This is a genomic window from Streptomyces sp. NPDC057900 (assembly GCF_042887885.1).
GTDB lineage: Bacteria > Actinomycetota > Actinomycetes > Streptomycetales > Streptomycetaceae > Streptomyces.
The window spans coordinates 912,533-933,946 of sequence record NZ_JBHVOI010000002.1 but is presented as its reverse complement, the minus strand read 5'-3'; the positions used below and the strand labels follow the sequence as shown (position 1 = coordinate 933,946).

Sequence of the window (21,414 nt, the reverse complement as noted above, 5' to 3'; positions counted from 1 at the left end):
GGAGCTGTCGCCGCTGGACCGGCCGGCTGTCGGTGGTGCCGGATACGCTCGCTCGCATGGCTCTCCAAACATCACCGGAAGCTCCGCTGCCCGTCGGTGACGTGTCACGGCTCATCGGCGGCTGGATCGACCGGCTCGGTGCCGTCTGGGTCGAGGGACAGATCACCCAGCTGTCGCGGCGTCCGGGTGCCGGTGTGGTGTTCCTGACGCTGCGCGACCCCTCGCACGACATCTCGGTGAGCGTGACGTGCTTCCGGCAGGTCTTCGACCGGATCGCGGACGTGGTCACGGAGGGGGCGCGGGTCGTCGTCCTCGCGAAGCCCGAGTGGTACGCGCCGCGCGGTCAGCTCTCGCTGCGCGCCACGGAGATACGGCCGGTCGGCATCGGCGAGCTGCTGGTCCGGCTGGAGCAGCTGAAGAAGTCACTGGCCGGGGAGGGCCTCTTCGCCCTGGACCGCAAGAAGCCGCTGCCCTTCCTGCCGCAGCTGATCGGGCTCGTCTGCGGGCGGGCCTCCGCGGCGGAGCGCGATGTCCTGGAGAACACCCGGCGCCGCTGGCCCGCGGTCCGCTTCGAGGTCCGCAACACCGCCGTTCAGGGGGTGCACGCGGTGAATCAGGTGGTCCGGGCGGTGCGGGAGCTGGACGCGCTCCCGGAGGTCGACGTGATCGTCGTGGCGCGCGGCGGTGGCAGCGTGGAGGACCTGCTGCCGTTCTCGGACGAGCAGCTGATCCGTACGGTCGCGGAGTGCCGCACCCCGGTGGTCTCGGCCATCGGGCACGAGCCGGACTCCCCCCTCCTCGACCTGGTCGCGGATGTACGGGCCTCCACCCCGACGGACGCGGCGAAGCGGATCGTGCCCGACGTGAGCGAGGAGCTGGACCGGGTCCAGCAGCTGCGGGACCGGGCGCTGCGGACGGTACGGGGGCTGCTCGACCGGGAGGAGCGGGGTCTGGCGCACGCGCTGGGCCGGCCCTCGATGGAGCGTCCGCAGCGGATGGTGGACGAGCGCGAGGCGGAGATCGACGCGCTGATCGGGCGCGGCCGGCGGGTGCTGGGGCATCTGCTGGACCGCGCGGATTCGGAGCTCGCCCACACCAGGGCGCGGGTGGTCGCGCTGTCGCCCGCGGCGACCCTGGAGCGCGGTTACGCGGTGCTCCAGCGGGCGGACGGGCACGTGGTGCGCGATCCCGCCGACGCCGGGGCGGCCGGGGACGCGCTGCGGGCCCGGGTGTCCGGGGGCGAGTTCGTGGTGCGGGTCGACGGGTGAGCGACACCTTCCGGGGCCGGCGGACAGCGCCCCGGAGGCCGGCCGGGGCCGGGATGGACGGACATGCCGACGCATAGGGTGGATCACATGACGGACGACGGGACGACGACGGCTGCGGCCACGGGCACGCTCGGTTACGAGCAGGCGCGCGACGAGCTGATCGAGGTGGTGCGCCGGCTGGAGGCGGGCGGGACGAGCCTGGAGGAGTCCCTGGCCCTGTGGGAGCGGGGCGAGGAGCTGGCGAAGGTGTGCCGGCACTGGCTGGAGGGCGCGCGCGCCCGGCTGGACGCGGCGCTGGCGGGGCCCGCCGGTCCCGGCGACGAGAGCGGCACCGGGGACGGCACGGGGGCCGACGCGGGCTGAGTCCGGCCCTTCCGGCGGCAGGGCGCGGGGGCCGCGTACGGGGGCGCGGAGTACGAGGCGGGGGCAATCGGCACTGGCTGTGGAGTGAATCACTCCGCCGCCGTTTTAGTTGAAAGTTAACCTACCTCTCCCGTACGGTGATCTACGTCGTTGACCTACGTCGTTCGATCCCCGTGTACGTCCGGAAGGTAATACGCAAGATGTCCCTCGTTCTTGACCCCGCCGCCCAGGACCTCCTCTTCCGCGAGGCCCGCACCGCCAACACCTTCACCGACGAGCCGGTGACCGAGGAGCAGGTCCAGGCGATCTACGACCTGGTCAAGTACGGCCCGACCGCGTTCAACCAGTCGCCGCTGCGCGTCGTCCTGGTCCGCTCGGACGACGCCCGCGCGCGCCTCGTCCAGCACATGGCCGAGGGCAACCAGCCCAAGACCTCGACCGCCCCGCTGGTCGCGATCCTGGCCACCGACAACGAGTTCCACGAGGAGCTCCCGGCGCTGCTCCCGCACTTCCCGCAGGCCAAGGACGCGTTCTTCTCCGAGCGCCCGGTCCGCGAGTCCGCCGCCGCGCTGAACGGCGCGCTGCAGGCCGCCTACTTCATCATCGGCGTCCGCGCCGCCGGCCTGGCCGCCGGCCCGATGACCGGCTACGACGCCGCGGGCATCGAGAAGGAGTTCCTGGACGGCGACCACAACGTGCTGATGGTCGTCAACATCGGCAAGCCGGGCGAGGACGCCTGGTTCCCGCGTCTGCCGCGCCTGGCCTACGACGAGGTCATCAAGAGCGTCTGAGCCGCACCGGCCGAACACTTCCGGCCGAAACGGACACACGGGAGAGTCCCCGGAGCACCGCTCCGGGGACTCTCCCGTTTCCGTACGCCCCCGAAGGCGTCAGGAGGTCTTGAGCGCGGCAGCCATCTCCGCCAGCCGCTCCGGCGAAGCGGAGCCGGTGACGACCGTGGTCGCCCCCTTGTCCTCGCGCACGAGGGCGTCGTACTTCGGGCCCTCCCAGTGCTGCCAGGACTCACCGGCGACCTGCTGGGTGCGGCCGGTGTTCTTCGCGTTCTGGCTGACGTCGGTGATGTACTTCTTCGCCGGGGACGTGGACTGCTCCACCGCGACGTACCCGCCGTCCGGATCGAGGAAGCCCAGGTGCCAGCTGTTGCCGGCCTCGCTCTCGTACCTGACGGAGGTCGGCTTCCACTTCTGCGCCAGACCGCTGGGGGCCGCCACCGGGTAGGGAGCCGCGCGCCGCGCGGTCAGGAGCTCGACACGGTAGTCGACCGCCTTCACCGGATCGGCATTCTCGTCGTGCGGGACGAAGATGTAGACGACCCCCGCCACGGCGGCGATCACCGCCAACGACAGGAACATGTCCCGCACTGTCTGCTTGCCTCGCTTGCTTGCCACGGGTCCATCGTCGCATCAGCCCCCGCCCGGCCGAACCGGGGGCGCCCGCTCATAAGTGACCCGGTCTGCTCATTTTATCGACCTGACGATAGAGTCACATCACCCTCATCCGGTCGTCGTCGTACAGAAAGGTGCGCTCCGATGTCCGAGCATCATCTGCCGTCCCAGCTGGAGGTCTCCCCGGAGGCCCCCGACCGCAACCTCGCCCTGGAGCTCGTCCGGGTCACAGAGGCCGCCGCCATGGCCGCCGGGCGCTGGGTCGGCCGCGGGGACAAGATCGGCGCCGACGGCGCCGCCGTGAAGGCCATGCGGACCCTCGTCTCCACCGTGTCGATGAACGGCATCGTCGTCATCGGTGAAGGCGAGAAGGACGAAGCCCCCATGCTGTTCAACGGCGAACGGGTCGGTGACGGCACCGGCGCCGAGGTCGACATCGCCGTCGACCCGATCGACGGCACGACCCTGAACGCCAAGGGCATGCCGAACGCCATCGCCGTACTGGCCGCCGCCGACCGGGGCGCGATGTTCGACCCGTCCGCGGTCTTCTACATGGACAAGCTGGTCACCGGGCCGGAGGCGGCCGACTTCGTCGACATCAACGCCCCCGTCTCGGTGAACATCCGGCGGGTCGCGAAGGCGAAGAACTCCACCCCGGAGGACGTCACCGTCGTCATCCTGGACCGCCCGCGCCACGAGGGCATCGTCAAGGAGATCCGGGAGACCGGCGCACGGATCAAGTTCATCTCCGACGGGGATGTCGCGGGCTCCATCATGGCCGCCCGCGACGGCACCGGCGTCGACCTGCTGATGGGGATCGGCGGCACGCCCGAGGGCATCATCTCGGCCTGCGCCATAAAGTGCCTCGGCGGTGTCATCCAGGGCAAGCTCTGGCCGAAGGACGCGGCCGAGCGCCAGCGCGCGCTGGACGCCGGGCACGACCTGGACCGGGTGCTGTCCACGGACGACCTGGTCAGCGGCGACAACGTGTTCTTCGTGGCGACCGGCATCACGGACGGCGAACTCATGCGCGGCGTGCGGTACCGCGCGGAGACGGCGACCACCGAGTCGATCGTGATGCGGTCCAAGTCGGGCACCATCCGGAAGATCGACTCGACCCACCGGCTGTCGAAGCTGCGGGCCTACAGCGCGATCGACTTCGACCGGGCGAAGTGACCTGGGGCCCGTCGGCCCGTTCACGTGAAGGGGCGCCCCCCATGTGCGGTGGGGGCGCCCCTTCACGTGTGTACGGCGTCATGCGCGTACGGATACGCGTGTGTACGGACGCGGTGTGCCCTCAGCCCGCGGCGGCGATGTGCCCGGCCGCGCCGGACGCCTTGAGCTCGGCCTCCCGCCGGCGGCGGCGGGCGAGGGCCACGCGGCGCTCGGCGGCCGTGAGACCGCCCCACACCCCGTACGGCTCGGGCTGCACCAGGGCGTGTTCCCGGCACTCGACCATCACCGGACAGCGCGCGCAGACCCGCTTCGCGGACTCCTCGCGCGAGAGCCTGGCAGCGGTCGGCTCCTTCGACGGGGCGAAGAACAGCCCGGCTTCGTCCCGGCGGCACACCGCCTCCGAATGCCAGGGGCCTGCCTGATCCTCCCGAGCGGGATTCCGCTGGGAAGGCACGGCGGCGACCTGCAGGGGCTGATGCGGCAGTTGCAGCACGGTCCACTCCTGACGACGGCTTCGCGGGCGAGAAGACGATGCAGCTCTCCCTACCCGCTGTGCGCGCGCCTATGCACTGAGTGGCACTCAGGTCCGGTCCACGGAATTGCGGTCGATCTCGATTTCGGCTGAAATCCGTTCCTCCCGCGCCCGCCTCTCCGTCACTGACCGAGGTGTTTGCGCAACCGGTCCTGGAGATCCGTAATGAACTTGCCGCGCTTGGGCTTTGCCTCGACGCTGCCGAACACCGAATAACCGTTGACCACCACCACGGGCGCCTCCGGATCCCCGGATTCCAGAGTCACGACTTCGAAATTCCCGAAGATTCCCGTTCCGCTGCCGCGCAGCGAGATGTTCTCCGGGACCCGGATCTCGACACTGCCGAAGATGGAGGTCGCGTTGATCACGGTCAGACGCTGTCCGAAAAGCGCCTCGGTCAGATCGATCTCCACACTGCCGAACAACGAGAACGCGTTCGTCCGGCCGCCGACCCGCCAGCGCCCCCTGCGGGTGGAGCTGCTGAAGACCGCGACCAGGTTCTCGGCCGGACCCGCCGCCTCCCCCGGGCCGTGCGCGTACGACGTGGCGGCGGCGGGCCTGGCTGCCGCGCCGCCCGGCGCGGGCAGGTCCCGTACCAGCGGCTCCAGTTCACCGACGGTCTTGGCGCGGTAGACCGCGTCGACCCGCTCGCCGTGCTCCTCCGCGGTCAGCCGGCCCTCGGCCATGGCTTCCCGCAGGATGTCCGCGATCCGGTCGCGGTCGGCGTCCGAGGCGCGGATGACGTCGGGTTCCGCCGGTGCGGTGGGCTGCTGGGGGTGCTTTTCGAGGTCCACCGGCCCAGCGTACCCAAACGCGATAGATCGCGACTAGGGTCTGTCCGGCGGATCAGGGTCGGAAAGGGCGCGGTGTCTGGTGCGGTGCATCGCAAGGCGCCGGAGCGTCCTCATCGCGGAGCGATTAGGGCGTTTCGGTAACGCGGCGAGGTGCCGTGCCAGACACCGTGACCCCGGCCATGATCCGCCGGACAGACCCTAGGCCTTGGGCGGTGACGGCGGGGCGTGAGGCACCGCCGCGTCGGGTCCCTCTGGGTGAGCCTTACCTCACAGGCTCACCGCTCCTGCGGGGTCCTACCCTGGTGGGTGCGCTGCCCAAGGGAGGGCAGCCGCTGTCACCGAGTGAGGAATGGCCGTAATGCCAGAGTTTGCGTACTCCGATCTGCTCCCCCTGGGAGAGGACACCACGCCGTATCGTCTGGTCACCTCCGAGGGTGTCTCCACCTTCGAGGCCGACGGCCGTACGTTCCTCAAGGTCGATCCGGCGGCGCTGCGCACCCTGGCCGCGGAGGCCATGCACGATATCTCGCACTACCTGCGGCCCGCGCACCTGGCGCAGCTGCGGCGGATCGTGGACGACCCCGAGGCCTCGTCCAACGACAAGTTCGTCGCGCTCGACCTGCTGAAGAACGCGAACATCGCCGCGGCGGGCGTGCTGCCGATGTGCCAGGACACCGGCACCGCGATCGTCATGGGCAAGCGCGGGCAGAACGTGCTCACCGAGGGCGGTGACGAGGAGGCGCTGTCGCACGGCATCTTCGACGCGTACACCAAGCTCAACCTGCGCTACTCGCAGATGGCCCCGCTGAACATGTGGGACGAGAAGAACACCGGCTCCAACCTCCCGGCCCAGATCGAGCTGTACGCGACCGACGGCGGCGCGTACAAGTTCCTCTTCATGGCCAAGGGCGGCGGCTCGGCCAACAAGTCGTTCCTCTTCCAGGAGACCAAGGCGGTCCTCAACGAGGCCTCCATGATGAAGTTCCTGGAGGAGAAGATCCGCTCCCTGGGGACGGCGGCCTGCCCGCCGTACCACCTGGCGATCGTGGTCGGCGGTACGTCGGCCGAGTTCGCGATGAAGACCGCGAAGTACGCCTCCGCGCACTACCTGGACGAGCTGCCTGCCGAGGGCTCCCCCACCGGTCACGGCTTCCGGGACAAGGAGCTGGAGGAGAAGGTCTTCGAGCTGACGCAGAAGATCGGCATCGGGGCGCAGTTCGGCGGCAAGTACTTCTGCCACGACGTGCGCGTGGTGCGCCTGCCCCGGCACGGCGCCTCGCTGCCCGTCGCGATCGCCGTGTCCTGCTCGGCCGACCGCCAGGCCACCGCGAAGATCACCGCGGAGGGCGTCTTCCTGGAGCAGCTGGAGAAGGACCCGGCGCGCTTCCTCCCCGACACCACCGACGAGCACCTGGACGAGGCGGGTGACGTCGTACGCATCGACCTCAACCGCCCGATGGACGAGATCCTCGCCGAGCTGACCAAGTACCCCGTCAAGACCCGGCTCTCGCTGACCGGCCCGCTGGTCGTGGCGCGCGACATCGCGCACGCCAAGATCAAGGAGCGCCTCGACGCGGGCGAGGACATGCCGCAGTACCTGAAGGACCACCCGGTCTACTACGCGGGCCCGGCGAAGACGCCCGAGGGGTACGCCTCCGGTTCGTTCGGTCCGACGACCGCCGGGCGGATGGACAGCTACGTCGCGCAGTTCCAGGCGGCGGGCGGCTCCAAGGTGATGCTGGCGAAGGGCAACCGGTCCAAGCAGGTCACCGACGCGTGCGACGCGCACGGCGGCTTCTACCTCGGCTCGATCGGCGGCCCCGCGGCGCGCCTCGCGCAGGACTGCATCAAGAAGGTCGAGGTCGTCGAGTACGAGGAGCTCGGCATGGAGGCGGTCTGGAAGATCGAGGTCGAGGACTTCCCGGCGTTCGTCGTCGTGGACGACAAGGGCAACGACTTCTTCACCGAGCCGGCCCCGGCCCCGACGTTCACCAGCATCCCGGTGCGCGGCCCCGGCCTCGCCTGACGGACGTAAGCGTGGGGGGCCGCCCGGCGGGGCGGTCCCCTCAGCCGTCGAGCAGCCCCGATGTCGCGACCAGGTAGCCGAGTTGGGCCCGGCTGGTGCTGCCGAGCTGCTCGGAGACCTTCCGCATGTGCTCGGCCACGCTGCGGCGGCTCATCCCGATCCGGCGGGCTATCGAGGCGTCCGTCTCGCCGTTGACCACCGCCCGCAGGATGGCGCGTTGCAGGTCGGACGTGACGACGGGGGTGCGCAGCGGCGCCCGCTCCGGGCGGACCGGCACCGCGCGGGCCCAGGCCTCGTCGAAGGCGCGGGCCAGGAACCGCACCAGTGACGGGTGCTGGACGCGCAGGGCGTGGTGCGGTTCGTCGGAGAACGGGACGAACGCCAGGTCCCGGTCGAACACGATCACCCGGTCGACCACCTCCGCGAGCGTCCTGACCTCCGCTCCCGCAGCGGTCACCTGCTCGATGTACGCGAGGGTCGTACGGTCCGAGCGGACGGTGTGCTGGTAGATCGTCCGCTGCCGGATGCCCCGCCGCAGGTTGCTCAGGTCCCTGGTCAGTGCCTCCTGGAGCACGCGTGCCGGGCGGCTGCCGCCGGGTTGTGCGGTGCGGACCTGTTCCCGGCAGCCGCCCACCCCGGCCTCCAGCGCCCTGCTGATGACGGCCTCCCCGGACAGCCGGGTGAGCGCGGGCTGTTCGCTGCGGCGCACGTCCGCGTACAGGGTCTCGAAGACGGAGAGCGCGGCGCGGGTGGCGCGCAGCGCGCGGCGGCGTTCGAGGAGCTCCTCCCGGAGCGGGGCGAGCGCGGTGTAGGACGCGGTCTCCGGTGGCACGGGGATCATGAATCCCGGTGAGCCCCGGTCGGCCACCATCAGATGCAGGTCCCGCAGGCAGCCGGCCACCTCGTCCTGCGGTAGAGATCCGGCCACCAGTGCGCGCCGGTACGTCGCGAGCGCGCTCTCGCAGGGGTGTTCCGGGCCGGCCCCGGTCCCGGCCCCGCCCCGTGCGGTGCCGGCCGCCGACGATTCGCGGCAATCGCATGCCGGTGGGCTGGAATGATCGTCCTTCACAAGTATGCAGATTACCTTTGTACACAAGGGATGACGGCGGGGAGTTCGACGGTTCGGCGACTATGAACGGGTGACGCCCGGCCCCGACAACACCCTCAGCCGGCCGAGCGCCGAATCGGCCGACTCGCGGTACGGAGTGCGGCGTTATCGATTCCTGGTGGCCGGCTACGCCATCTCCTCGTACGGCACCTTCCTGAATATGGTGGCGCTCAATCTGTTCGTCTATGAGACGACCGGACGGGCTCTCGCCATGGGGCTGTTCATGGCCGTGCGACTGGCGTCCGGATTTGCCGCCGGGCTGACGGCAGGCGGTCTGCTCGCCCGATTCACCGCGAAGAGCGTGATGCTCTGGACGAATATCGCGCAGGCGTCGGTGATGCTGCTGCTGGTGCTCGCGCCGGACGGGCTGCGGACGGCCGCACTGATCGCGGTCTCCGTGGTGGTCGGCTCCTGCGGGACCCTGTTCATGGTGTCCCTGCGCAGCTCCATTCCAGAGCTGGTCGGCGAGGACCGCCGCTCATGGGCCAACTCCCTGTCGATCACCGGTCGTTCACTGGCCATGGTGGCGGGTTTCGCCTCTGCGGGCGTCGTCGTCTCGCTCGTCGGGTACACCGCCGCGTTCGTCGTGGACACGGCCACCTTCGCGGTCTGCGCGGTGACGGTGGCCCTGCTGCCCATCCCGGGTGGCGGCAAGGGGCGCGACGGAAGCGGGAACCGGGGACGGCCGGTGCCGGACGCGGCGTCCGCCGCCGCACCGGGGGCGGAGGGTGCGCCCGCCCGTCGGCGCGGGCCCGTCGCGCTCGCCGCCCTGGCCGCCGCGCCCGGTCTGGCGCTGATGGTGGTGCTGCGGGGTGTGGACGCGCTGGGCTCGTCCTCGCACAACGCGGCGCTCCCGGTCTACTCCAGCGAGCTGGACGACGCGCGCCCCGCCGTGTTCGTCAGCGCCTTCTGGTGCCTGTGGGCGCTCGGCAACATCGTGGTGCAGCAGCTGATCCAGCGGTACGCGCGCCGCACCGGCCGGTCCGTGGGGGCGCTGGGCTTCGGCTGGGGCACCTGCCTCATGTCGGCGTCGTTCATCCTGGCCTTCGCGGGGTTCCCGATGGTGGCCACGGCCGTGATCGCGCTGGTGGCGGGGGCCGCCGACGGGCTCACGGAGGTCTCGTACACCTCGCATCTGCAGACCCTGCCGGCCGGGCTGCGCGCGCACGCCTTCGGGCTCTCCGCCACGGTGGAGAACCTCGGGTTCGGCGCCGGGATGATCCTGGTCGCGGCGGCGCTCGACCACTACACCCCGCTGACGGTCGTCGGCTGGTCCCACGGCGCCGCGATCGTGTTCGCCGCGGTGTTCCTGATCCGGGTCGCGGGCCTGCGCACCTCTTCGTCCGGCCCGACGACCCAGTGACCCGTACGGCTGAATTCAGCCAAATCCGCGACGGGCCGTACAGCGCCACCGTCGGGGCCACCGGCTGCGGACACCCGCGCCGCACCGCCGCATTCGCGCAGCGGGCCGCAGGCCGGGCTTGCGAGGTGCCCGGCCGGTGCGGTGAGTTGTCCGCCTCGCGGGAGAACCCGTCCCGCCCGACCGTGCCGCCCTGCCGCCCGGTGCGGACGCCGCCGCGCGACCCGGCAGAACGCCTTCACGCCCGAACACCCTTACGCCGAAACACCCTCACGTCCCACACCGGAAAGGCGGAGACCGCATGACGCCGGTCCAGCACCGCAGCCACGTCGACGATCTGCTCTCCTTCATCAGGGCGAGCCCCTCCCCGTACCACGCCGTCGCGAGCGCCGCGCAGCGGCTGGAGAAGGCCGGCTTCCGTGAACTGCGCGGCACGGACGACTGGACGGGCACCACGGGCGGCAGCTTCGTCCTCCGGGGCGGCGCGCTGATCGCCTGGTACGCGCCCGAGGGCACCCCCGCCCACACCCCGTTCCGGATCATCGGCACCCACACCGACTCGCCGAACCTGCGGATCAAGCCCACCCCCGACACCGGCTCCGCCGGCTGGCGGCAGATCGCGGTGGAGATCTACGGCGGGGTCCCGCTCAACACCTGGCTCGACCGGGACCTGGGCATCTCCGGACGGCTCGCCCTGCGCGGCCCCGGCTCCACGACCGACTCCCGGCTCGTCCAGATCGACGAACCGCTCCTGCGGGTGCCCCAGCTGGCCATCCACCTGGACCGGTCCGTCAACGAGGGCCTGGCCCTGGACCCGCAGCGCCACATCGCCCCGGTCTGGTCGCTCGGCGCCGCGCAGGAGGGGGCGCTGCTGCGCCGGGTCGCGGCGGCGGCGGAGGCGGAGCCGGACGAGGTGCTGGGCTGGGACCTGATGCTCCACGACATCCAGCCGCCCGGATACCTGGGCGCGGAGCGGGAGTTCGTGGTCTCCTCCCGGCTGGACAACCTGATCTCGGTGCACGCCGGTGTCACGGCGCTGGCGGCCGCGACGACGGCGGCCGGGGAGCCCGGGTACATCCCGGTCCTGGCGGCCTTCGACCACGAGGAGGTCGGCAGCGGCTCCGACACGGGTGCCCAGAGCCCGCTGCTGGAGCGCGTCCTGAGCCGTTCGGTCAGCGCGCGCGGCGGCAGCCCGGAGGACTGGTCGCGGGCGCTGGCCGGTGCCTTCTGCCTCTCGGCGGACATGGCGCACGCCGTGCACCCCAACTACGCGGAGCGGCACGACCCGGACCACCACCCGCTGCCCAACAGCGGCCCCACGGTCAAGGTCAACGTCAACCAGCGCTACGCCACCGACTCGACCGGCATCGCGGTGTTCGCTGCGGCCTGCGAGCGGGCGGGCGCCCCGTGGCAGCCGTTCGTCTCGAACAACGCGATGCCGTGCGGTACGTCGATCGGCCCGCTCACCGCGGCCCGGCTGGGTGTCCCGACCGTGGACGTGGGGGTACCCGGGCTGTCGATGCACTCGGCGCGCGAGCTGTGCGGGGCAGAGGACCCGGGCCACCTGGCGGCGATCCTGGGCGCGTTCGTGACGGCCGGCTGACCCGGAGCGCGGGGAGGGACCGCGTACCGCCCCTCCCCGCGCCCGCGGACCCCGGTCTACGCGAAGCGCTGGCTCGCGCTCCCGTCGCAGGGCTGGAGCCTCAGCGGGTCGTGCGCGCCCGCCAGCGTCGCGCACAGCCCCGTGGCGGCGGCCGGGCTCAGGGTGCCCGACTGCCGGACGAACCGCTGGTTGGCGGCGCCCGAGCAGTTGTAGAGGATGAGGGCGGCGCCCGCCGTGTACTTCGCGCCCGGTACGTCCAGGCAGCGGTCGTGGCTCAGAGCCGTACGGACGGTCCGCGTGCCCGAGTCGTACCACCAGTCCTGGTTGCGGCCGCCGTGGCAGTCCCAGCCGGTCACCCCGGTGTTGTTACGGGTGACGGAGGCGGGGACGTCCAGACAGGCGCCGGTGGAGGCGTTGGTCAGCGGCTTGAAGACGTCGTCCCAGGCGGCGGGCTGCAGCACGGGGGTGCCGGTGCTGGCCGGGTCGGCGCAGCTCGCCTCGCGCAGCCCCGAGTTGTAGATCTGGGTCAGGCAGGAGGCGAAGGCTCCGTGGCCCGCCGCGTTCGGGTGGAAGGACTGCCGCAGGGAGTTGGAGTCCGGCGGGAAGTGCGACAGGTCGATGAAGAGGCCGCGGGCCCAGGTCGACTCGCTGCACACCTCGTGGCCGTGGAAGAGCCGGGAGTTGTCGAGGTAGACGGCTCCGGTGTCGGCGGCCGCCTTGCGCATGCCGCGCTCGAAGGCGGGAACGGCGGTGTTACGGCCCCAGGCGGCGTCGGAGTCGTATCCGGCGCAGCCGCCGGGAAGCTTGCCGGGGAAGTTGGGGTTGTCGTAGAAGTCGGGTCCGATCGGGCTCGGGTAGCCCATGACGACGAGCTTGTAGTCGCTGTTGGCGTATCCCGCGTTCGACATGACGGTGCGCAGGTCGCCCACGGTCTTCTCGACCTTGGGGACGAGTCCGTCGACGCGGGCCTGCCAGCCGCCGGAGTACTTGGGCTCGCAGGTGCCCTGGATGAGGACCCAGCGCTCGACGCAGTCCGTCATGACCGGACCGAACTGGAGGTCGTCATTGGCACCGGCCACCAGCACGACCATCTTGATGCGGGTGTTGCGCGCCTTGATGGCGAGGTTGTCGCTCTGCACCAGCTCGTCGGCGTACTGCTTCGAACCGCCGATGACGATGTTGCCGGTGTACGCGCCGGAGCAGGAGACGTTGTACGTGACGTCGGCCGGGATGCCGGTGCGGTGGATGGCGGAGTCGGGCGAGCGGTGGCACCAGTTGTCGGGGCCGTTGGTGCCCGCCTCGTACGTGCCGACGCCCTCGCCCGAGATCTCGCTGTCGCCGAGCGAGATCAGCCCGGTCTTGCGCTGCGCGAGCGGGCGCTCGGCCGGGTCGCCGTACAGCCGGGTGGCTTCCGCGGCGCGGATGGCCTCCAGTTCGGGCGACAGCGGGGTGGATGCGGTAGTGGTGGTGGCGGACTGCGCCGCGGCCGCCGGACCTGCGGTGGCGGCCATCCCGCCCAGGGCCGCCGCCGTGGCGGCGACGGCCGCGACGGTACAGCGGAGTCTGAACCTTGTGCGCCTCATTGCGCCTCCCGAGTTTGTTGTTACCCACGGTATTTACTGGTCGGTAGGCGACTTGGGAATACATAGAACAAGACAAGTGCTCATCTTTTTCAGGAGGTTGAACCGGAGTGAACGACGTCACTACAGGTGGAAAGCACCGCATCGAGCACGATTCGATGGGCGAGGTGAAGGTCCCCGCGGACGCCAAGTGGCGGGCCCAGACGCAGCGCGCCGTGGAGAACTTCCCGATCTCCGGGCAGCGCCTGGAGCGGGCCCACATCGAGGCGCTCGCCCGCATCAAGGGCGCCGCCGCCAAGGTGAACGCCGAGCTCAAGGTGGTCGACCCGGAGATCGCGCGGGCCATCCAGGACGCGGCGGCCGAGGTCGCCGAGGGCCGCTGGGACGCGCACTTCCCGATCGACGTCTTCCAGACCGGCTCGGGCACCTCGTCGAACATGAACACCAACGAGGTGCTGGCCACCCTCGCCACCGAGCGGCTGGGCCGTGACGTCCATCCCAACGACCACGTCAACGCCTCGCAGTCCTCCAACGACGTCTTCCCGTCCTCCATCCACATCGCCGCGACGGGCGCGGTGACCGGCGAGCTGATCCCCGCCCTGGACCACCTCGCGGCCGCCCTGGAGCGCAAGTCCGCCGAGTTCGCGACGGTCGTGAAGTCGGGCCGCACGCACCTGATGGACGCGACGCCGGTGACCCTGGGCCAGGAGTTCGGCGGGTACGCCGCGCAGATCCGCTACGGCATCGAGCGGCTGCACTCCTCGCTCCCCCGCCTCGCGGAGCTGCCGCTGGGCGGCACGGCGGTCGGCACCGGCATCAACACCCCGCCCGGCTTCTCGGCCGCGGTGATCGCGGAGGTCGCCCGCGTCACCGGGCTGCCGCTCACCGAGGCCCGCGACCACTTCGAGGCGCAGGGCGCGCGGGACGGCCTGGTGGAGACGTCCGGCCAGCTCCGTACCATCGGGGTCTCGCTCACCAAGATCTCCAACGACCTGCGCTGGATGGCCTCCGGGCCGCGCACCGGACTGGCCGAGATCAGCCTGCCCGACCTCCAGCCGGGCTCGTCGATCATGCCCGGGAAGGTCAATCCGGTCATTCCGGAGGCGGTGCTGATGGTCGCCGCCCAGGTGACGGGGAACGACGCGACGGTCGCAGCGGCGGGCGCCGCGGGCAACTTCGAGCTGAACGTGATGCTCCCGGTCATCGCGAAGAACCTGCTGGAGTCGGTCCGGCTGCTCGCGAACGTCTCCCGGCTGCTCGCGGACCGCACGGTCGACGGCATCACCGCGAACGTGGAGCGGGCCAGGGAGTACGCGGAGTCCTCGCCGTCCGTCGTCACCCCGCTGAACAAGTACATCGGGTACGAGGGGGCCGCCAAGGTCGCCAAGAAGTCCCTGGCCGAGCGCAGGACGATCCGCGAGGTGGTGCTGGCCTCGGGTTACGTCGAGCGCGGGGACCTCACCGTGGAGCAGCTGGACGAGGCGCTGGACGTACTGCGGATGACCCGCCCGTGACGCGCACCGCCCCTGGTCTCCGGTCCCTCTAGGATCTCTCCATGACAGGTACCGGAGAGACCGAGCGCTGGGCGCCGGGTGATCAGATCCTGTGGCGCTACCGCGGCAACGGACCGCTGCGGCACGGTCCCGCGCCCGGCCCGGTGCCCAACCCGGTGCACATCTGCCGGCCCGTCACCGTGGTGCGGGACACCGAGGACCTGCTCGCCGTCTGGGTGGCGCCCGGCACCGAGTGCGTGAAGCCGGTCCTGGTGGACGGCACCGACGTGCACGCGGAGCCGCTCGCCACCCGGTACACCTCGCCGCGCACCACCGCCCGCACGCCCTGGCTGGGCAACGGGGTGCTGAAGCTGGCCAGGCCCGGCGAGCCGTGGTCGGTCTGGCTGTTCTGGGATCAGGGCTGGGAGTTCCGCAGCTGGTACGTGAACCTGGAGGAGCCGCGGACCCGCTGGGCCGGCGGCATCGACTCCGAGGACCACTTCCTGGACATCTCGGTCTACCCGGACCGCAGCTGGCTCTGGCGCGACGAGGACGAGTTCGCGCAGGCCCAGCGGGTCGGCCTGATGACCCCCGCGACCGCCCGGCGGGTGCGGGAGGCGGGGCACGCGGCGGTCGGCGTGATCCGCGACTGGGGGGCGCCGTTCCGGGACGGCTGGGAGGACTGGCGGCCCGATCCGCGATGGCGGGTACCCGCGCTTCCGGACGACTGGGACCGGCTCCCGGATGACTGGGACCGTACCCCCTCCGCCATGCCGTCGTGAGACCCTTGATGCACCCCAGGGGGGCAAACGTAGGATCGTCCCGAGGACGGACGGTCCACCCCACCCCCCGGGCGCCGCAGACGAGCTGACCGTAAATCATCGAGTCATCGCACTGGTTGCACGTTTCATGACCGCATCAGTCGTATGAGTCGCACGAGTTGCCCGCATCGCATGAGCCACTACGAGGGGGTGGAGACGTGCACACTGTCCGCCGCTCCACCGCCGAAAACGTTGTCACCGCCACCGTTCGCGGACGTCCGGTTTCGGCCCGGCGTTCCGGGGCATGCGGTGTCAGCCGTTGTTATTGCCGCTCATGCCGGGGCACAGTAGCGCCCCACAAGGTGATTGCCTCATACAACCGGCCCGGACGGACGGAACCCCAAGCGTGACGGAGCACCCCACCTCCCACGAAGGCCGGCAGCCTCTCGCCGCCCGGCCGCAGGAGCGCGCCCGGCCCCGGCAGCGGGATGCCGCCTCTGCCATCCCCGGCCCCGCCAAGGGCCCCGGTCCGGCCGCTGCCGGAACAGGCCCGGCGCCCGGCCCCGACCCCCAGGCGGCGGCCCGCCGCGAGGGCGACCGGCTGCGCTTCGTGGGTGCCGCGACCCGCCGGATCGCCCGCGGGATAGATCTGGACGAGATCGTGCTGGGCCTGTGCCGGGCCAGCGTGCCGACGTTCTCCGACGCCATACTCGTCTACCTCCGCGACCCGCTACCGGTCGGCGACGAGCGCCCCGTCCACCCGTTCGTGCTGCGGCTGCGCCGCTCCGACCGGCTGCGGCTGAGCGACGAACTCCCCGACGGGCTGCCGGAGAGCGAGCGGCTCCGGCCGGCCGTCATCGATCCGCAGACCGATCTGACGCCCGCCGCCGAACTGTGCGAGGTCCGGCCCGGCGGTGCGCTGGCCGAGGTGCTGCGCGGGGTGCGGCCGGTCTTCGGTGACTCCGCGGCGGCCCGTGCCGCCCTGCCCGAGCTGCTCGGCGCCGGGCGCACCGTGCCGTCCGGCCACCGGGCGATCCTGGCCCCGCTGCGCGGCCGGCGCCGGGTGATCGGCGCGGCGGTCTTCCTGCGCGGCACCGAACGCCCGCCGTTCGAGGCCAACGACCTGCTGGTCGCGGCCCAGCTGGCGACGCACACCGCGCTCGGCATCGACAAGGCGGTGCTCTACGGGCGCGAGGCCTACATCGCGGACGAGCTCCAGCGCACCATGCTGCCCGACTCGCTGCCGCAGCCCACCGGGGTCCGGCTCGCGTCCCGCTATCTGCCTGCCGCGGAGACGGCCCGGGTCGGCGGCGACTGGTACGACGCGATCCCGCTGCCCGGCAGCCGGGTCGCCCTGGTCGTCGGTGACGTCATGGGCCACTCCATGACCTCCGCCGCGATCATGGGCCAGCTGCGCACCACCGCGCAGACCCTGGCCGGGCTCGACCTGCCGCCGCAGGAGGTGCTGCACCACCTCGACGAGCAGGCCCAACGGCTCGGCAGCGACCGCATGGCGACCTGCCTCTACGCGGTGTACGACCCCGTCGCGCACCGCATCACCATCGCCAACGCGGGCCACCCGCCGCCCGTGCTCCTCCATCTCGGTGGCCGCGCCGAGGTGCTGCGGGTACCGCCGGGGGCCCCGATCGGCGTCGGCGGAGTGGACTTCGAGGCCGTCGAGCTGGACGCGCCCGCGGGCGCCACCCTGCTCCTCTACACCGACGGCCTGGTCGAGTCGCGGCTCCGGGACGTGTGGACGGGCATCGAGCAGCTGCGCGAACGGCTGGCCACCACCGCCCGGCTGACCGGGCCCGACCACTCGCCGCCGCTGGAGGCCCTCTGCGACGACGTGCTGGACATGCTCGGCCCCGGCGACCGGGACGACGACATCGCGCTGCTCGCCGCCCGCTTCGACGGGATCGCGCCGAGCGACGTCGCGTACTGGTTCCTGGAGCCGGAGGACGCCGCTCCCGGCCGGGCCCGCAGGCTGGCCCGCCGCGCGCTCAGCCGCTGGGGTCTGGAGGATCTCTCGGACTCGGTGGAGCTGCTGGTCAGCGAGGTGGTGACCAATGCCGTGCGGTACGCGGAGCGGCCGGTGACGCTGCGGCTGCTGCGGACCGACATCCTGCGCTGCGAGGTCGGCGACGACTCCCCGCAGCTGCCCCGCCAGCGCCGCGCCCGCGATATGGACGAGGGCGGCCGCGGTCTGTTCCTGGTGAACCGGCTGGCCCGGCGGTGGGGTGCGACGCGCCTGTCGACGGGCAAGGTCGTCTGGTTCGAGATGCCGACCCGGGGACAGTAGGAGCGGCGGCCGGTCCGAACATTTCCGGCCATCTCCTGGACGGTGTGATCGGTCCGAACGCCGAACGCCGGAACGGGCGGTGTACGAGGAATCCTCCTCGTACACCGCCCGTTCCGTCGTTCCGGCGACCGGATCAGCGCGTCACTGCGTCAGGCTGTTGTCGCCGTTCGGCAGGTCGCCACCGGGGTCCACCGGCACCTCGGCCGAGTCGCTGGGGTCCGGATCGGTCGACGGGTCCGGGGGCGGGTCGCTCGTCGGGTCGTCCGACGGGGAGGCCGGCGGCGTCGACGGGGACTTGCTCTCCTTCGGCGGACGGGACGACTCGGACGGGCTGGACGGCGTGTCCGAGGGCGAGACCTCGTCCGAGGGCGAGGTGGTCGGGCTCGGGGTGGTGGACGGGCTCGGCGGGGTGACCGCGGCGCCCATGTCGGTGTCCAGGTCGAACTCGCCCGGGTCGCCCATCGCCTGGGCGGTGAAGCTCGCCCAGATATCGGCGGGGAAACCGCCACCGTTGACCCGGCCGCCGCCGCCGGCACCCTTCAGGGGCACCTGGGCGCCCTTGCCGACCTTCTTGCCGTCGTCACTCGTGCGGGGGTAGGCGGCCTCGCCGAAGAGGCCCACCGAGGTGACCAGTCGGGGAGTGTAGCCGGTGAACCAGGCCGACTTGTTGTCGTCCGAGGTGCCGGTCTTGCCCGCGATCTGCTGGTCGGCCAGTCCCTCCGCGTTGCGGACCGCCTCGCGCGCCGTACCGTCGTCGACCACACCGGTCAGCACGGAGGTCACGGAGTCCGCGGCCTGGCGCTTGATGACCTGTTCTCCGATCGCGTCGGGCAGCTCGATCGGTGACTCGCCCTGCTTCTGGGCCGACTTCACGATCTGCGGCGTGACCTTCTTGCCGTGGTTGTCGAGGGTGGCGTAGACCCCGGCCATCTCCATCGGGCTCGCGCCCATGGAGCCGAGGGTCTGGGCCGGCACCGCGTCGAGCTTCTCCACATCCATGCCGAGCTTGCCCGCGGTCTGCATCACGCGGTCCATCCCGACGTCCACGCCCATCTGCGCGAAGACGGAGTTGATGGACTTGTTCATCGCGGTCTGGACGGTGACCTGGCCGTAGTCCTGGTCGTCCTCGTTCTCCGGTGAGAACGCGATGTCGCTGCCCTCGACAGGGCGCTTGCTGGTGCCGTCGTAGCGGGTGTCGGCGGTGATCCGCTGGTTGTCCTGGGTCTGCGACTCCTGGTCGAGCGCCGCCGCGAGGATGACCGGCTTGAAGGTGGAGGCGGGCTGGTAGTCGCGCCGGGTGGCGTTGGAGATGTAGTGCTGGGTCAGCCCGCGTCCGCCGTACATGGCGAGCACGCCGCCGGTCTTCGGGTCGACCGAGACCGCACCGGCCTGGACGTCCTGGTCGAGCTTGCGCCCCTTGGTGTCCAGCTTGTCGGTCAGCTTGGCCTTGACCGACTTCTCCAGCTCCGCCTGCTTCTTCTTGTCGATGTTGACGGTGATCGTCCAGCCGCCCGCGTCGAACTGCGCGTCGGTGATGTTCTCCTGCTTCTGCACCGCCGCACGCGCCGCGGCGACGATGTAGCCCTTCTGGCCGGTGAGCCCCTCCGGCGGCTTCGGGGTCTGCGGGATCTTGAACTTCATCCCCTGGCGCTTGCCCGAGTCCAGCCAGTGCTGGTCGACCATGTTGTCCAGGACGTAGTTCCAGCGCTCCTTGACGAGCGCCTTCCCGTTGTCGCTGGCGACGGCCCAGTCGTACTGGCTCGGCGCCTGGAGCAGTGCGGCGAGGTAGGCGCCCTCCGCGACGTCCAGGTCCTTGGCGTCCTTGTTGTAGTACGCCTGTGCCGCGGCCTGGATCCCGTAGGCGCCGCGGCCGTAGTAGCTGGTGTTGATGTAACCGGCGAGGATCTCGCTCTTGCTGCGCTTCTGGTCGACCTTCAGCGAGATGACCAGCTCTTTGAGCTTCCGGGAGACCGTCTGGTCGGCGTCGAGGTAGTAGTTCTTGACGTACTGCTGGGTGATGGTCGAGCCACCCTGCTTGCCCTTGCCGGAAACGGTGTTGACCAGGCCGCGGGCGGTGCCCTTGAAGTCGACGCCGTGATCGTCGTAGAAGGACTTGTTCTCCGCGGCCACGAAGGTCCGCTGGACGTCCTTGGGGACCTCCGCGAGGCTGACGATCTCCCGGTTGACCTGTCCCGTACGGGCCAGCAGTGTGCCGTCGGAGTACTTGTAGACGTTGGACTGGAGCTTGGCCTGTGCGTTGCCCTCCGGCACCTGCACCACCATGTAGAGCACGGCGAACGCGCCCATGCCCAGCAGGATGAGCCCGAAGGCCGCGCCCAGAAGTTTTCGCCAGGTGAAGAGTCTGCGTATGCCGCCGCTCTTCACGGCCCGCCGCGACCCGCGCCGCTGGGCTCGTCGCGCATCCGCTCGACCCATTGCTGTGTTGCTCCCGCTTCTCTGCTCGACCGGATCAGCCCGGACCAGCCAGCTAACACCGTTGGCAACGACAGAAAGCCAACGATCCACCCTTTTCCGGACGTGACAATCAGCACCCGCTTACAAGGGAACCGACTCATGAGAGGTGCGCAGGGTTGCCACATCAGTTAATGTGTAATCACATTGCTAGCGCTGAGCTAGCCCACACAAACGGGGGATTCCATGACTGATCCACACGTCCCGGCCACGCCCGCCACGCCGTCGGCCGACCTCACCCCGGACGCGCCGCAGATGCCGGAACCGCAGGTCCGGGAGACGACGGCGCACAGCATCCCGGGCGGCATCGGCCTGCTGCTGACGGTGATCGGAGTGATCGTCGGCGTCGGTCTCGCCATCGTCGGCGGCGTCGTCGGGTCGAACGGGAACAACGGCGTCGGCATCCCGGTCTGCGTCTTCGGGGTACTGCTCGCCATCGCCTCGTTCTTCTGCATGGGCGGTGTGAAGATGGTCGCACCGGGCGAGGCCCGGGTCATCCAGCTCTTCGGCCGGTACGTGGGCACGATCCGCTCCGACGGCCTGCGCTGGATCAACCCGCTGACCTCCAGCCGCAAGATCTCCACCCGCGTCCGCAACCACGAGACCGCGGTCCTCAAGGTCAACGACGCCTACGGCAACCCGATCGAGCTGGCCGCGATCGTCGTCTGGAAGGTCGAGGACACCGCGCAGGCGCTCTTCGAGGTCGACGACTTCCTGGAGTTCGTCGCCACCCAGACCGAGTCGGCCGTCCGGCACATCGCGATCGAGTACCCGTACGACGCCCACGACGAGGGCGGCCTCTCGCTCCGGGGCAACGCGGAGGAGATCACCGAGAAGCTGGCCGTGGAGCTGACGGCGCGGGTGCAGGCGGCGGGCGTCCGGATCATCGAGTCCCGCTTCAGCCACCTCGCGTACGCCCCCGAGATCGCCTCCGCGATGCTCCAGCGCCAGCAGGCCGGCGCGGTCGTCGCGGCCCGGCAGCAGATCGTCGAGGGCGCCGTCGGCATGGTCGAGATGGCGCTGACCCGGATCGCCGAGCAGGACATCGTCGAGCTCGACTCGGAGCGCAAGGCCGCCATGGTCAGCAATCTGATGGTGGTCCTGTGCGGTGACCGGGCCGCGCAGCCGGTCCTCAACACGGGCACGCTCTACCAGTGACCGAGCAACCGC

The 21,414-nt window shown here is 71.0% G+C and carries 17 protein-coding genes; 11 read left to right on the top strand and 6 right to left on the bottom strand.

The window, feature by feature from the left end; translation table 11 throughout:
• The first annotated feature begins 56 nt into the window (after positions 1-56).
• The 3 genes from xseA to ACFVQ0_RS11595 all read left to right on the top strand — a co-directional run bounded on the left by xseA (position 57) and on the right by ACFVQ0_RS11595 (position 2,422).
• Complete coding sequence (gene xseA / locus ACFVQ0_RS11605; protein WP_390086851.1) at positions 57-1,268, top strand: exodeoxyribonuclease VII large subunit; 1,212 nt, start codon at positions 57-59, stop codon at positions 1,266-1,268.
• Positions 1,269-1,355: 87 nt separating this feature from the next.
• On the top strand, positions 1,356-1,631 hold the full coding sequence (locus ACFVQ0_RS11600) for an exodeoxyribonuclease VII small subunit (RefSeq protein ID WP_390086849.1): 276 nt from the start codon (positions 1,356-1,358) through the stop codon (positions 1,629-1,631).
• A gap of 200 nt (positions 1,632-1,831) precedes the next feature.
• Positions 1,832-2,422, top strand: coding sequence for a malonic semialdehyde reductase (locus ACFVQ0_RS11595; RefSeq protein WP_389219408.1), 591 nt, complete (start codon positions 1,832-1,834; stop codon positions 2,420-2,422).
• Between the two features lie 99 nt (positions 2,423-2,521).
• Here ACFVQ0_RS11595 and ACFVQ0_RS11590 read toward each other — a convergent pair whose 3' ends face one another.
• Complete coding sequence (locus ACFVQ0_RS11590) at positions 2,522-3,040, bottom strand: DUF4245 domain-containing protein (RefSeq protein ID WP_390086847.1); 519 nt, start codon at positions 3,038-3,040, stop codon at positions 2,522-2,524.
• A gap of 141 nt (positions 3,041-3,181) precedes the next feature.
• Here ACFVQ0_RS11590 and glpX point away from each other — a divergent pair, with 141 nt between their 5' ends.
• On the top strand, positions 3,182-4,213 hold the full coding sequence (gene glpX / locus ACFVQ0_RS11585) for a class II fructose-bisphosphatase (protein ID WP_390086846.1): 1,032 nt from the start codon (positions 3,182-3,184) through the stop codon (positions 4,211-4,213).
• A 121-nt stretch (positions 4,214-4,334) separates the two neighbouring features.
• Here the strand turns inward: glpX and ACFVQ0_RS11580 are convergent, their stop codons facing one another.
• Entirely contained in the window at positions 4,335-4,706 is a 372-nt protein-coding gene (locus ACFVQ0_RS11580; protein ID WP_390086844.1) for a WhiB family transcriptional regulator, read from the bottom strand.
• Between the two features lie 161 nt (positions 4,707-4,867).
• Positions 4,868-5,539, bottom strand: coding sequence for a DUF1707 domain-containing protein (locus ACFVQ0_RS11575; protein ID WP_390086842.1), 672 nt, complete (start codon positions 5,537-5,539; stop codon positions 4,868-4,870).
• A gap of 358 nt (positions 5,540-5,897) precedes the next feature.
• On the opposite strand from ACFVQ0_RS11575, the gene ACFVQ0_RS11570 reads away from it, so the two are divergent.
• Positions 5,898-7,565 carry a fumarate hydratase gene (locus ACFVQ0_RS11570; protein WP_390086840.1) on the top strand — a complete coding sequence of 556 codons (1,668 nt, stop codon included), beginning with the start codon at positions 5,898-5,900 and terminating at the stop codon, positions 7,563-7,565.
• Between the two features lie 40 nt (positions 7,566-7,605).
• Here ACFVQ0_RS11570 and ACFVQ0_RS11565 read toward each other — a convergent pair whose 3' ends face one another.
• Positions 7,606-8,634, bottom strand: coding sequence for a LuxR C-terminal-related transcriptional regulator (locus ACFVQ0_RS11565; RefSeq protein WP_390086838.1), 1,029 nt, complete (start codon positions 8,632-8,634; stop codon positions 7,606-7,608).
• Between the two features lie 157 nt (positions 8,635-8,791).
• Between ACFVQ0_RS11565 and ACFVQ0_RS11560 the strand changes: the two genes are divergently transcribed.
• Both ACFVQ0_RS11560 and ACFVQ0_RS11555 read left to right on the top strand, forming a co-directional pair.
• A complete protein-coding gene (locus tag ACFVQ0_RS11560; RefSeq protein ID WP_390087769.1) occupies positions 8,792-10,036 on the top strand; it encodes an MFS transporter in 1,245 nt (414 codons plus the stop codon).
• A 298-nt stretch (positions 10,037-10,334) separates the two neighbouring features.
• Positions 10,335-11,636, top strand: coding sequence for a M18 family aminopeptidase (locus ACFVQ0_RS11555; RefSeq protein ID WP_390086836.1), 1,302 nt, complete (start codon positions 10,335-10,337; stop codon positions 11,634-11,636).
• 56 nt (positions 11,637-11,692) lie between these two features.
• On the opposite strand, the gene ACFVQ0_RS11550 is transcribed toward ACFVQ0_RS11555, so the two are convergent.
• Positions 11,693-13,219, bottom strand: a complete 1,527-nt coding sequence (locus ACFVQ0_RS11550; RefSeq protein ID WP_390086834.1) for a ricin-type beta-trefoil lectin domain protein — start codon at positions 13,217-13,219, stop codon at positions 11,693-11,695.
• A gap of 107 nt (positions 13,220-13,326) precedes the next feature.
• On the opposite strand from ACFVQ0_RS11550, the gene ACFVQ0_RS11545 reads away from it, so the two are divergent.
• The 3 genes from ACFVQ0_RS11545 to ACFVQ0_RS11535 all read left to right on the top strand — a co-directional run bounded on the left by ACFVQ0_RS11545 (position 13,327) and on the right by ACFVQ0_RS11535 (position 17,772).
• The gene (locus ACFVQ0_RS11545) at positions 13,327-14,730 is read left to right on the top strand and encodes a class II fumarate hydratase (RefSeq protein ID WP_390086832.1); all 1,404 of its coding nucleotides are present in this window, start codon (positions 13,327-13,329) and stop codon (positions 14,728-14,730) included.
• A 41-nt stretch (positions 14,731-14,771) separates the two neighbouring features.
• A complete protein-coding gene (locus tag ACFVQ0_RS11540) occupies positions 14,772-15,491 on the top strand; it encodes a DUF402 domain-containing protein (RefSeq protein ID WP_390086830.1) in 720 nt (239 codons plus the stop codon).
• Between the two features lie 385 nt (positions 15,492-15,876).
• Positions 15,877-17,772, top strand: coding sequence for a SpoIIE family protein phosphatase (locus ACFVQ0_RS11535; RefSeq protein ID WP_390086829.1), 1,896 nt, complete (start codon positions 15,877-15,879; stop codon positions 17,770-17,772).
• Positions 17,773-17,913: 141 nt separating this feature from the next.
• Here the strand turns inward: ACFVQ0_RS11535 and ACFVQ0_RS11530 are convergent, their stop codons facing one another.
• The gene (locus ACFVQ0_RS11530) at positions 17,914-20,208 is read right to left on the bottom strand and encodes a transglycosylase domain-containing protein (RefSeq protein ID WP_390086827.1); all 2,295 of its coding nucleotides are present in this window, start codon (positions 20,206-20,208) and stop codon (positions 17,914-17,916) included.
• Between the two features lie 222 nt (positions 20,209-20,430).
• Between ACFVQ0_RS11530 and ACFVQ0_RS11525 the strand changes: the two genes are divergently transcribed.
• A complete protein-coding gene (locus tag ACFVQ0_RS11525) occupies positions 20,431-21,402 on the top strand; it encodes an SPFH domain-containing protein (RefSeq protein ID WP_390086825.1) in 972 nt (323 codons plus the stop codon).
• Positions 21,403-21,414 lie beyond the last annotated feature (12 nt).

What these genes read in the sequence shown, in the direction of transcription:
- xseA (WP_390086851.1), top strand. Translation starts at nt 57, where the DNA reads ATGGCTCTCCAAACATCACCGGAAGCTCCGCTGCCCGTCGGTGACGTG.
- ACFVQ0_RS11600 (WP_390086849.1), top strand. Translation starts at nt 1,356, where the DNA reads ATGACGGACGACGGGACGACGACGGCTGCGGCCACGGGCACGCTCGGT.
- ACFVQ0_RS11595 (WP_389219408.1), top strand. Translation starts at nt 1,832, where the DNA reads ATGTCCCTCGTTCTTGACCCCGCCGCCCAGGACCTCCTCTTCCGCGAG.
- glpX (WP_390086846.1), top strand. Translation starts at nt 3,182, where the DNA reads ATGTCCGAGCATCATCTGCCGTCCCAGCTGGAGGTCTCCCCGGAGGCC.
- ACFVQ0_RS11570 (WP_390086840.1), top strand. Translation starts at nt 5,898, where the DNA reads ATGCCAGAGTTTGCGTACTCCGATCTGCTCCCCCTGGGAGAGGACACC.
- ACFVQ0_RS11555 (WP_390086836.1), top strand. Translation starts at nt 10,335, where the DNA reads ATGACGCCGGTCCAGCACCGCAGCCACGTCGACGATCTGCTCTCCTTC.
- ACFVQ0_RS11550 (WP_390086834.1), bottom strand. Translation starts at nt 13,219, where the DNA reads ATGAGGCGCACAAGGTTCAGACTCCGCTGTACCGTCGCGGCCGTCGCC.
- ACFVQ0_RS11540 (WP_390086830.1), top strand. Translation starts at nt 14,772, where the DNA reads ATGACAGGTACCGGAGAGACCGAGCGCTGGGCGCCGGGTGATCAGATC.
- ACFVQ0_RS11530 (WP_390086827.1), bottom strand. Translation starts at nt 20,208, where the DNA reads ATGGGTCGAGCGGATGCGCGACGAGCCCAGCGGCGCGGGTCGCGGCGG.
- ACFVQ0_RS11525 (WP_390086825.1), top strand. Translation starts at nt 20,431, where the DNA reads ATGACTGATCCACACGTCCCGGCCACGCCCGCCACGCCGTCGGCCGAC.